The sequence below is a fragment of the Pseudomonas sp. SK3(2021) genome (genome assembly GCF_016772375.1).
Lineage (GTDB): Bacteria > Pseudomonadota > Gammaproteobacteria > Pseudomonadales > Pseudomonadaceae > Aquipseudomonas > Aquipseudomonas chlororaphis_I.
The window spans coordinates 1,892,742-1,905,141 of the sequence record NZ_CP061943.1; the positions used below are offsets into that span (position 1 = coordinate 1,892,742).

Consider the following 12,400-nt stretch of genomic DNA (forward strand, 5'->3'; position numbering starts at 1 on the left):
GGACTTAACGTATCTCCGGCAGACGGGCGTCGCTCTTCACTTCGGTCTGGGCGATCGCTTCGGCTGGCACCACGACTTTTTCCTTGTTCAGCAGCTCGCCCATGTTCGCCAGCACGCGATACATCGAGAATTCCTCGGTGTAGCGCACTTCGGTGTAGCGGCGGTTGGCGTTGTACAGCTCGTTTTCGCTGTCCAGCAGGTCGAGCAGGGTGCGCTGGCCGAGACCGAACTGGTCCTGGTAGGCGGCCCGTACGCGGGTGGTGGTTTCGGCGTACTCGCGAGCGGTGGGGGTCTGCTTCTTGGCGTTGAGCATGGCGTTCCAGGCCAGGGTGATGTTCTCGTTGAGCATGCGCAGCGCGTTGTTGCGGATGTCCATGGCCTGGTTGATCTTGTGCGCGTCCGATTGCAGGCGGGCCTTGTCGCTGCCGCCGCGGAACAGGTTGTAGTTCATCACCACGCCCACCCGCCATTCATTGTCGTGGCCCTTGTCGCCCTGCACGTTGTCGTTGGCGCCCACCGCGGCCTCGGCATCGAAGCGTGGGTAGAACGGCGACTTGGCGACTTCGTACTGGCTCTCGGCCGCTTGCACGTCGGCCTGGGCCGATTTCAGGTAGGGGTTGTTCTCCAGCATGCTCTGCCGGGCATCCGGCAGGCTGGCGGGCATCTCGCCGCGCACCGAAGGCAGGCTTTCCAGTTCGTCGGGCATGCGGCCCACGGCGCTGAAGAAGTTGGCCTCGGCGTCGGCCAGGTCGACCTGCGCGGTGTCGTAGTTGTTTTCCGCCAGGGCGCGACGGGCCTTGGACTGGTCGAGGTCGGCGGTGCTGCCGACGCCGCGTTCGCTACGCAGGCTGATCTGGTCGTTGACCCGCAGGTGCGCCTGCAGGTTGTTCTTGGCCAGGGTCACCAGTTCGCGGCGCTTGAGCACTTCCAGGTACACCTCGATGGTGCGCAGGGCCAGGCTCTCGGCGGTGCCGCGGGTGTAGTAGGCCCGCGAGTTGGAGACCGACTGGGTGCGCCCGACTTCGTTGGCGGTATTGAAGCCGTCGAAGAGCATTTGCCGCAGGCGCAATTCCGATTGGGTATAGGTCAGCGTCTCGGTGTGATGGTTGCCCAACGCGCGCGTGGTGGTGTTGTCGCTGTAGCCACGGCCATAGGCTGCATTCAGGTCCACGGATGGATAGAAGCCCCCTTTGGCGACCTTGATGTCCTCATCAGCCGACAGACGGTTGTTCTGGCTCGCGCGCAGTTCCGGGTGGTTGTCCAGCGTGCTTTGAATCGCCTCCGTCAGAGACATGGCTTGGGCCTGATGAATACAGGCCATGGCTAATAAAATCGCGCTACTGAGGGGGGTAAAAACGCGCATGAGGTACATCTCCCTGATCCATGTATGGTGCTTGCGATCGCCAAAAAAATGACGAAATTTAGAGGTCAAACCGTTTCAGGCTTGTAACAACAGAGCTAAGAACATCCTGAGCAGAAGCTAAGAAGAATTTCTCATAAGGCTTATGCCGAAAAAAACTTATGCACTCTGTGAAAACCAGCACATTGTTCAGTTCGCAAGCCCCGTATTTATAGGCTTTATGGGGCTTTTTCTGGACTTGAAAAGGTTCAATAAAATTTTCGACAGAGGGCGGAAGAGGAGCGGTGGAAGGGTGCGATACGAGTTTTCAGGCGACATTTTTTTGTCACTTGTAAGGTTTTGAATTCGTATTGCGACCTTCGCGGGAGGGCTGTCCGGAGCCTGAATGCGGTTGATTGCATTTGGTTTTGCCTTCGGCAGAAACAGCAGGCCTGCGAGGGATGAGCGAGAGGGACAGGCCGGTGCGCAGGCTCGACTGAGCAGACATCAGCGAGCCTTCAGGCTGGCGTTTCCTGTCGGTGACCCGATAACGCCATGGCACTTTTCCGTGCAACCAGATGCCGATAGCGGTCGGCAGCGGAGGAAGTGCTCATGGCTAGGTTAATCGGCGTCGTCAGTAAGGTAATCGGGCAGGTGGTAGCGGTCGCGGCGGATGGTAGCCGGCGCGTCCTGGTGGAAGGCGATCGTCTGTTTGCGGGGGATCAACTGGTGACCGGTGCAGAGGGCGCGGTGGCCGTGCATCTGCAGAACGGCCAGGAACTGACCCTCGGGCGCGACAGCAGCCTGCAATTGACCCCGCAACTGTTGGCGCACCAGGCGCCCCATGTACAGACTCCGGAAGCCGTGACCCCCAGCGAGGCGCAGCTGACCGATGTCGAGCAACTGCAGAAAGCCATCGCTGCCGGCTCCGACCCGACGCAAACCGGCGAAGCCACCGCGGCCGGTCCTGGTGCCACGGGGGGCACCGCCGGTGCCCTGGGCGGTGGGCACACCTTTGTACTGCTCGAAGAGGTCGCGGGCCGGGTCGAGCCGGTCATTGGCTTCCCTACCGCGGGCTTCAACGCAATCCCCGAGTTCGTGCCTGAGCGGATTGCCGCGGTACCGCCAAGCGGCGACGACGGTATCGCGCCGCCCGCCCCACCGAACAATCCGGTCACCCTGGGCGGCCTGTCGGTCGCCAATGGCGAGTTGACCCTCAGCGAAGCCAATCTGCCCCAGGGCTCGGCGAGCAATCCGGCGGCCCTGGTGCAGAACGGCACCTTCAGTGTTTCCGCGCCCGACGGTCTGCTCAACCTCAGTGTGGGCGGGATCGTCGTGGTCAGTGGCGGGGTGGCCGCGGGTTTCCCGCAATCGGTGACCACCGCCTTGGGCAATACCCTGACCATCACCGGTTTTGATCCTGTCACGGGTACGGTCAGCTACAGCTACACCCTGGTCGGCAACGACATCCATTCCGCCGCCGACGGCGCCAACAACCTGAGCGAGCATTTCACCGTGCTGGCCAGCGACAGCAATGGCGATTCGGCGAGCAACTCGCTGGATATCAATATCACCGACGATGTGCCCCAGGCGTTCAACGACAGCAATGGCGTTGCCTCGGAAAGCCTGCTGGTACTCACTGGCAATGTCCTGACCAACGATGTGCAGGGCGCCGACCGGGTGCCCAGCGGACCGATCATCGCCGGCACCTTCAATGGCGCCTACGGCACCCTGGTGCTGGCGGCCGACGGCTCCTATACCTACACCCTGCACATCGGCGATCCGGCGTTCCTCGCCCTCCAGGGTGGTGGCAGCGGCACCGAGACCTTTACCTACACCCTGACCGATGCCGACGGCGACAGCAGCACCGCCAACCTGGTGTTGCAGGTGTACAACAACGACGATCCGGTGGTGATTCAAGGCCTCAATGCCGAAGGCGGCGAAGTCACGCTCTACGAGAAGAACCTGGCGGACGGCAGCAGCCCGGATGCGGGCGCGCTGACCCAGAGCGGCACCTTCACCGTAACCGCGCTGGACGGCATGCAGACCCTGACGGTGGGCGGGATCAATGTGGTGACGGGCGGGGTGGCCGCGGGCTTCCCGCAATCGGTGACCACCGCCTTGGGCAATACCCTGACCATCACCGGCTACGACGCGGCTACCGGAGTGATCGGCTACAGCTACACCCTGGTCGACAATGAGGCGCACCCGACCGCCAACGGCGCCAACAGTCTCAGCGAACACTTCAATGTGGTGGCGACCGATGCCGATGGCAGCACCGCCAGCGGTTCGCTGGATGTGAATGTGGTGGACGACTTGCCAACGGCGGTCGATGACAGCAATGGCGTCGCCTCGGAAAGCCAGCTGGTGCTCAGTGGCAACGTACTGACCAACGACGTGCAGGGCGCCGACCGCGTCCTCAGCGGCCCGGTGACCGCCGGTACCTTCACCGGCACCTACGGCACCCTGGTTCTGGCTGCCGATGGCACCTACACCTACACCCTCAATACCGAGGATGCCGACTTCAAGGCACTGCCCGGCAATGGCAACGGCACCGAGACCTTCGCCTACACCATCACCGACGCCGATGGCGACCCCAGCACCGCCAACCTGGTGCTGAACATCCATAACAACGACGACGGCGTGACCCTTGATGGTCTGGACAGCAACGACGGTGAACTGACGGTCTACGAAAAGCATCTGTCAGATGGCAGCAGCCCGGATGCAGCGGCCCTGACTCAGAGCGGCACTTTCACCGTCACGGCGCTGGACGGCCTGCAAACCTTGACGGTAGGGGGAATCACTGTGGTCAGCGGTGGAGTCGCCGCCGGCTTCCCGCAATCGATCACCACCGACCTGGGCAATACCCTGACCATCACCGGCTACAACGCGGCTACCGGGGTGATCAGCTACAGCTACACCCTGGCGGACAACGAAGATCACCCAACCGCCAACGGCGCCAACAGTCTCAGCGAACACTTCAATGTGGTGGCGACCGATGTCGATGGCAGCACCGCCAGCGGCTCGCTGGATGTGAATGTGGTGGATGACTTGCCGACAGCGGTCGATGACAGCAATGGCGTCGCCTCGGAAAGCCAGCTGGTGCTCAGTGGCAACGTACTGAGCAACGACGTGCAGGGCGCCGACCGCGTCCCCAGTGGCCCGGTGACCGCCGGTACCTTCATCGGTACCTACGGCACCCTGGTTCTGGCTGCCGATGGCACCTACACCTACACCCTCAATACCGAGGATGCCGACTTCAAGGCACTGCCCGGCAATGGCAACGGCACCGAGACCTTCGCCTACACCATCACCGACGCCGATGGCGACTCCAGCAGCGCCAACCTGGTGCTGGACATCCATAACAACGATGACTGCGTGACCCTCTACTGCCTGGATGTCCCGGGGGGCGAGCTGACGGTCTACGAGAAGCACCTCAGCGACGGTACCAGCCCCAATGCCCCGGCCTTGACCCAGAGCGGCTTCTTCGCCGTTATCGCGCCGGACGGCCTGCAAACCCTGACCGTGGGCGGGATCAATGTGGTGACTGGCGGCGTGGCCGCGGGCTTCCCGCAATCGATGATGACCGCCTTGGGCAACGTCCTGACCATTACCGGCTACGACGCCAGCACCGGTGTCGTCAGTTACAGCTACACCTTGCTCGACAATGAAAACCACCCGGCGGGGCTGGGGGCCAACAGCATCGCCGAGCATTTCACTGTGTTCGCCAGCGATAGCGACGGCAGCAGTGCCTCCGGGGTGATCGATGTGAATATCGTCGATGACCTGCCCACCGCTCATCCCGATGTGGCGATGGCCGATGAAGGCACCACCATCAGCGGTAATGTGCTGGGTAACGACGTTGGGGGGGCCGATGGGCCGGCAGCCACAGGCGCGGTGGTCGGCGTGCGCGCTGGCAGCGATACCTCGACCTCGGCCATTGGCGGCTTGAACACCACCATCAACGGCCTGTATGGCACGCTGACCCTGGACGCCTTCGGCAACGCGACTTATCACAGCTACCCGAACTCGGTCACCGCTCCCGATTCGCAAGATGTGTTCGTCTATACCGTGCGTGACGCGGACGGCGATGAAAGCACCACCACCATCACCATCCAGATCTGCGGTAACGAGCTCAGGGCGGTCACTGACGAGGATGTCACTGTCTTCGAAAAAGCCCTGGACCTGAACAAGGACGGCCAGGACCTGGCGGCCGGCACCGTGATCGGCAGTGACCCGGGCAACACCGGCGAAACCGCCATCGGCACCCTGGTCGGTTCGGTCACTGGCGGCAGCGGCACTATCACCTACACCCTGGTCGGCAGCGCCACCGGCACCTACGGGCAGATCCTGCTCAACCCCGACGGCACCTACCGCTACACCCTGACCTCGGCGCCGAAAACCTCGCCGACCGCCAACGACGGCCCCAACGTGCTGAGCGAAAGCTTCACCTACAAGGCCACCGACGCGCTGGGCAATACCACCACCAGCACCATCCAGATCAGCATCGTCGACGACGTGCCCCAGGCGGTCGCCAGCGAGCGTGCGGTCACCGCGCTGGAGGTCGATTCCAACCTGCTGCTGGTGATCGACGTATCCGGCAGCATGGCCGATCCGTCCGGGGTTGCCGGCCTGTCGCGCCTGGAACTGGCCAAGCAGGCGATCAGCGCCTTGCTCGACAAGTACGACGACATGGGCGATGTGAAGGTCCAGATCGTCACCTTCAGCAGCAGCGCCACGGACAAGACGCCGATCTGGGTCGATGTGGCGACGGCCAAGTCGATCATTGCCTCGCTGACCGCGGGCGGTGGCACCAACTACGATGCGGCCGTGGCCGCGGCGAAGCTGGCGTTTGTCACCAGTGGCCAGATCAGTGGGGCGCAGAACGTCGGTTATTTCTTCTCCGACGGCAAGCCCAACGATGGCCTGGAGATCGGCACGGCTGACGAAGCCGCCTGGAAAGCCTTCCTCGACGCCAACGGCATCAAGAACTATGCCATCGGCCTGGGCAGCGGTGTCAGCAACAGCAACCTCGACCCGCTGGCCTATGACGGCAGCACCCACATCGATAGCAATGCCGTGGTGGTCATCGATCTGAACCAGCTCGACTCGGTGCTGGCCGGTACGGTACAGGGCACCCCGGTCACCGGCTCGCTGCTCGGCGAAGGCGGCTCGTTCGGCGCCGACGGCGGTTTCATCAAGACCCTGGTGGTCGATGGCACCACCTACACCTATGACCCCAACGGCAATGGCAACCAGGGCTCGCTGAGCTTCAGCGGCGGGGTCAACCACGGCACCTTCAACACCCTGGACAACAGCCTCAGCATCGCCACCAACAATGGCGGCACGCTGGTGGTGAAACTCGACACGGGCGACTACACCTACACCTCGCAGAAAATCACCAGCGTGGTGCTGACCGAGACGGTCGGCTTTACCGTCAGCGACAACGACGGCGACCTGGCGAGCTCGACCCTGGTGGTCAAGGTCAATCCGAACACGGCGCCGGTGGCGGGCGATGATCACATCATCACCAACATTCTGTCGGGCACTGTCGTGGTGCCGGCCGATGCCCTGCTGGCCAACGACAGCGACGCCAACGGCGATCCACTGACGGCCGCACCGACCCGCTTCGATACCGGCTGGCTGTCCCCGGGGGCGGACTTTACCGCCGGCAGCCTGCAGACCATCGGCTTCACCGGAGGCTCCAACCAGACCCTGACCGTCGCCCGGGCCTCGTTCAATGCCAATACCGCGGCCATGACGGCAGCGGTGGTGATCAGCGGCTTCCTGGGCAGTATCAACAACGGCAACGGCAACAACGACGAGGATGTGATCAGCGTCAACCTGAAGCAGGGCGAGACCCTGAACCTGAATCACAACCTGGCGGCGGGCCGGGTGGGCATGGAGTTCGCCTTCAATGGCGGGGCCTACACCGCGATCGCCGACGGTGGCACCTTCACCGCGGGGGCGGACGGCACCTACCAGATCCACATCACCAACCTGACCAACCCCAGCGGCGGCAACGCCAACGGTTCGGAAAACTACCAGTTGACCATGACCGTCAATTACGCCGGCGCCCAGGATTCCGCGCCGGACTACCACGGCACCTACACCGCCAGCGACAGCCATGGCGGCAGCGACAGCGCGGCGGTGAGCATCAGCTATCAGGCTGGCCATACCCTGACCGGTACCGCTGGCGACGATGTGCTGCTGGCCGGCAGCGGCGACAACCTGATCAATGCCGGCGACGGCAACGACGTGCTTGTCGCCGGCAGCGGCAACAACACCCTGCACGGCGACGCTGGTAACGACCTGCTGTTCGGCGGGCCGGGCAACGACCTGCTCGACGGTGGCGCGGGCAACGACACCGCCAGCTATGCCCATGCCAGTGCCGGGGTCACGGTCGACCTCTCGCTGCTCGGTGCGCAGAACACCGGTGGCGCCGGTATCGATATCCTGGTCGCCATCGAAAACCTGGTGGGCTCCAACTACAACGACACCCTGACCGGCGACAACAACGCCAACATCATCACCGGCGGCCTGGGCAACGATGTGCTCAACGGCGGTGGCGGCGACGACCTGTTGATCGGCGGGATGGGCAGCAACAGCCTGACCGGTGGCAGCGGCAGCGACACCTTCCAGTGGCTGCAGGGCAACAGCGGGCATGACCTGGTCACCGACTTCACGCCGGGCACCGACAAGCTCGACCTGTCGCAACTGCTGCAAGGCGAGAGCGCCAGCAGCGCATCGCTGGATGACTACCTGCACTTCACGGTCACCGGCAGTGGTTCGTCCCTGGTCACCAGTATCAATGTCAGTGCGGCGGCGGGGGCCACGCCGACCCAGACCATCGACCTGGCCGGGGTCAACCTGGCGGCACACTACGGGGTGACGCCGGGCGCGGGCGGGGTGATCGCGGGCGGTGCGGATACCGCGACCATCATCAACGGCATGCTCAACGACCATTCGCTGAAGGTCGATACCGTCTGAGGCCTGGCAGGCCCGGCGCCCGCCTCGAGCGAGGTGGGCGCCGGGGGTGTGCGGGGAAGAGGCTACATCGGTTGCGGCGGACCGATCAGCCGTCCCATGACCCCGAACAGGCCCAGGGCCTTGAGGGTGTCCAGTTCGCCCTGGGTCTCGACCTGTTCGGCGATCAGCGGCAGGTCGATGCTGTGGGTGGCGCGAAATACCGCCTCGATGAACAGCTGTTTATCGCTTTGTCGGTCGATGTCGCGGATGTAGCTGCCATCGACTTTCAGGTAGGCCAGGCCGAGGTGGGCGAGGTTGCCGATCTGGCTGAAGTTGCCGCCGAAATGTTGCAGGCCGATCCGGTAGCCGCTGTCCCGCAGGCGCTGGCCCAGTTGCTGCAACTCGCTGGCCGAGGGCAGTTGGCGTTCGTCGATCTCCAGTGTCAGCAACTTGGCCAGGTCGGGCAGGGCCTTGAGCTGGTCGAGGATCCGCTGCAAGGCGTCGGGATCGCGCAGGGTGCTGCCGGACAGGCTCAGGGCCAGCGGCCAGGCATGCTCGAGCAGATAGTCCAGGGTGTGTTCGAGCATGGCCAGGTCGAAGCGTGCCGACCAGCCGAGGCGCTCGATCCAGGGCAGGAAATGCCCGGCGGCGATGGCTTCGCCCTGCGGGTCGAGCAAGCGCGCCAGCACTTTGTGATGGAGCACCTCGCTGGTGTCGGCGCATTGCACCACTGGCTGGAAATACAACGTCAACTTGCCGTTATCCAGGGCGTCGTCGATCCAGGCGCGCCAGTCATGCTGCGGCTGGCTGGGGGCGGCGAACTCCTGCAGCAACGCCCAGGGGCGCTCGGGGTGCTGCTGGGCCTGCGCCAGTGCCTGGTCCAGGCGCAACCATACGCCGCTCAGCGGGTCGCCCGGCCGGTAGGCGACTATGCCCAGGTGCGCCACCGGCGTGCAGTCGCTGGCCCCGGTCAGGCGCAGGTTCTCCAGGGTGGCGCTGATTTCCATGGCCAGGCGCTCGGCGCCGCGGCTGTCCAGGCCCGGCGTGAGCAGGCTGAATTCGCCGCCGCGATTGCGCGCCGCCAGCCAGTGGCGCCGGTCGTTCTGGGCACTGATGCGCTTGAGCAGGTCGCCGATGCTTTTGATCAGGGCGTCGGTGCGCTGGCCGCCCAGGCGTTGGTTCAGGCCACTGAGGTCGTGGACCCGCAGCATCAGCAGGTAACCATCGCCACTCTGCTCGTTGGGCAGCAACTGATCGCCGATCTGCTCGTCCAGCAGGCGCCGGTTGGCCAGGCCGGTCAGGCTGTCCTGATAGGACTCGGCCCGCAGTTTCTCGCTGCGCGCGGCCTCTTCGGCGAACAGGGCTTTGAGTTTTTCCACCATCTGGTTCATGGCCAGGACCACCCGTTTGAGTTCGGGGGGGCGTGGCACCGTCGGCAGGCTGAGGAATTCGCGGTGGCTGATGGCTTCGGCCTGCCTGACCATGGCCTCCAGCGGCCGCAGCTGGCGCCGCAGCAGCCAACCGCCGAACACCGCGCTGAGCAACCCGCAGACCAGCAGCCAGAGCAGGCCGCCGACACTGCTGTCCCAGAGCCTGGCCAGGGCGAACTGCGGGTTGCTCAAGACCTCCACCCGCGCCACCTGTTCCCAGCCGCGCATGACCAGGGCGTCGCCGCCTTGCGGGTGCAGGTTCACCAGCCTGACGAACCACTGGGGTACGCCCTCGACCCTGGCAGGCACCGAACGCTCCAGCAGAAGGCTTTCGTCTTCGATGTTCACCACCCGGATGCTGTTGTAGTAGCCGCTGTCGAAGATCGAGCTGACCATCAGTTCCATCATCGCCGGATCGTCGACCTGGCTGGTCAGGGACAGGCCCAGGGCGGTGGCCGCATCCTGGGCGTGGGAGCGTAGCTGGCTGAGCATCTGCTCGCGGGAGCTTTCCAGGCTGACAAAAAAACTGCCGCTGAAGGCCACCAGCAGGAACAGGCAGATGGCGAGAAACAGTTGCTTGAGTAGCGACATTCGGCACTCCTTGTCGGGTCAGCCATTACCCACGGTGAAGCCCTCGTCCCGCATCTTTTTCAGCACGTCCTGCCAGCGCGAGAGTTTTTTCGGATCGATGCTGCGCGTATCGCCCGCCGCTCCGGGCAGGTACAGCCCCTCGGCATTGAAGGCGTATACCGGGTTCGGGTCCTGGCGCTGGGCGGCGGAACGAATGTCGCTGCTGAGGTTGTCCAGTATCAGCGGTCCGGCGCCGGGGCTGGGGTAATAGGCCAGGACCATGTGCGGCCGGTTGCCGCGCCTGGCCTTGACGTAGGTGAGGCGCAGCTTGTCGCTGGAGACCCCCAGGCTGCGCAGGCTGAAATACTTGGCCAGTGCATAGTCCTCGCAATCCCCGGCGCCCTTGAGCAGGGCCTCGATCGGCGTGGCCCAATAGTCGCTCTGCTGCCAGGTGCGCTGGTCCTCCTTGAAGCTCAGTTGCTGGTTGAAGAAGCGGTTGATGGCATTCAGTTGTTGGTATTCCGGTTGTCCGGTCACGTCCTGCAATAACTGGTTCCAGGCGTCGAGACGTTCCCGGGCCGGGCCCAGGACCTGATGACGGTGCTCGAAGGTGCTCAGGACAGAAACGAATTCCCAGTTCGCCCGGACATTGCCCGGGTCGGTCCATAAACAGACCAGCAACAGCGACCAGCCGGCCAGCCGAAGCCGGAGCAGTGTCCACTCGGGGCGACGCGAACTTGCGGGCATGGCAGGCTGCTCGAATGCAGGTTTGTGAAGTCTAGGCGGTATTTTTCGCGAGCATGGGCAACTGGTCGGGTTGCCGGGAAGGGCGGAAGGAGGCGCGCAGGAGCCGGGCTCAAGGCCTGTGCAGGGTCTTCTGGCGCAGGATGTAGATCGTCACCAGCACCGCACTGGTGAGCATGAAGCCACGGGCCCAGGGCAGGGGCACCAGGTAGCAGGACAGGCCGATGCTCAGCCACATCAGGCCGATGGCGTAGACCTTGCCTTTGAGCGGGATGCCGCGGCCGTCCAGGTAATCGCGGATCCACGGGCCGAGCCGCGGATGGTCCACCAGCCACCGATAGAAACGCGGCGAGCTGCGAGCAAAGCAGGCGGCGGCCAGCAACAGGAAGGGGGTGGTGGGCAATACCGGGAGGAAGATACCGGTCACCCCCAGCACTACGCTCAGCCAGCCGATGGCCAGCAGAACGTAACGCAGGATCAGGGGGCGGTTGCCTATGGGCTTGGCCATAGGCAGTGACTCAGTGGTGGCGGGGCTTGAGAATGGCCGGTTTTTCGTCCGGCGCGTTGCACAGCAGGTACAGCGCGGTCAGGGCTTCCGGGATCTGCACGATCATGTCGTCCATCAGGTTGGCATCGCTGGCGATGTCGGAGAACTCGGGTTGTTCGTCGAACAGGCCGGAACCGACCATGATCGGCAGGAGCATCTCGCTGACTTCTTCCTCGGCGGTCTCGAACCAGGCCGCTTCGCGCAGGAACACGCCTTCCATGAAGCCGATGCACCAGCCGCGCAGGTCGGAGTCGTCCGGCTCGTCACCGAGGTCGAGGTCGCACGGCAGCTCGAACTCTTCGTCGGAGGCCAGTTGGCGGGCGATGTGGGCCTTGAGGGCAATCAGGGTGGATTCGATCTCTTCGCGCTGGGCGGCGTCGCTGTAGTGCGGCTCCTCGGCGAACAGGGCGTCGATCCACTCACGGTCGGGAACGCTTTCGGAACAGATGGACAGCGCAGTCAGGTAGCCGTGGGCGGCCACATAGTCCAGCGCCTCGTCATGCAGCTCATCGGCGTCGAGGAAGGCTTGCAGGCGGGTTAATTGCTCAGCGAAGGACATTGAAGGACTACCTTGGGAATAAACGATGCTGAATTCTAGGCCTTCTTGAGCGCCCAGGCCAGCCGCAGCGCAGATTTGCGCGCTTCTAAAGGTTACCGACGGTCCATAGTCGACCCCTTCGCCGGCAAGTGCTCGGGTATACTTGCGCGTTTTGTGATGCCCGGCAGGCGTCGTAACGGTCCAGGAAAAGTCCGCTAACGGATTTGTCAGTGAAACCCGTGGTCTTTTCGGCCAGCCTGCGC

At 63.9% G+C, this 12,400-nt stretch carries 6 protein-coding genes; 1 reads left to right on the top strand and 5 read right to left on the bottom strand.

What is annotated here, in order from left to right; genetic code table 11:
- Window positions 1-4: 4 nt before the first annotated feature.
- Window positions 5-1,363, bottom strand: coding sequence for a TolC family outer membrane protein (locus IF690_RS08585; RefSeq protein ID WP_202699751.1), 1,359 nt, complete (start codon window positions 1,361-1,363; stop codon window positions 5-7).
- Between the two features lie 588 nt (window positions 1,364-1,951).
- Between IF690_RS08585 and IF690_RS08590 the strand changes: the two genes are divergently transcribed.
- On the top strand, window positions 1,952-8,329 hold the full coding sequence (locus tag IF690_RS08590) for a retention module-containing protein (protein ID WP_202699752.1): 6,378 nt from the start codon (window positions 1,952-1,954) through the stop codon (window positions 8,327-8,329).
- A gap of 62 nt (window positions 8,330-8,391) precedes the next feature.
- Here IF690_RS08590 and lapD read toward each other — a convergent pair whose 3' ends face one another.
- The 4 genes from lapD to IF690_RS08610 all read right to left on the bottom strand — a co-directional run bounded on the left by lapD (window position 8,392) and on the right by IF690_RS08610 (window position 12,158).
- The gene (gene lapD, locus IF690_RS08595) at window positions 8,392-10,329 is read right to left on the bottom strand and encodes a cyclic di-GMP receptor LapD (RefSeq protein WP_202699753.1); all 1,938 of its coding nucleotides are present in this window, start codon (window positions 10,327-10,329) and stop codon (window positions 8,392-8,394) included.
- Window positions 10,330-10,347: 18 nt separating this feature from the next.
- Window positions 10,348-11,055 carry a transglutaminase-like cysteine peptidase gene (locus tag IF690_RS08600; protein WP_202699754.1) on the bottom strand — a complete coding sequence of 236 codons (708 nt, stop codon included), beginning with the start codon at window positions 11,053-11,055 and terminating at the stop codon, window positions 10,348-10,350.
- A 109-nt stretch (window positions 11,056-11,164) separates the two neighbouring features.
- Window positions 11,165-11,560 carry a YbaN family protein gene (locus IF690_RS08605; RefSeq protein WP_202699755.1) on the bottom strand — a complete coding sequence of 132 codons (396 nt, stop codon included), beginning with the start codon at window positions 11,558-11,560 and terminating at the stop codon, window positions 11,165-11,167.
- Window positions 11,561-11,570: 10 nt separating this feature from the next.
- Window positions 11,571-12,158 carry a UPF0149 family protein gene (locus IF690_RS08610; RefSeq protein ID WP_007929756.1) on the bottom strand — a complete coding sequence of 196 codons (588 nt, stop codon included), beginning with the start codon at window positions 12,156-12,158 and terminating at the stop codon, window positions 11,571-11,573.
- Window positions 12,159-12,400: the final 242 nt, after the last annotated feature.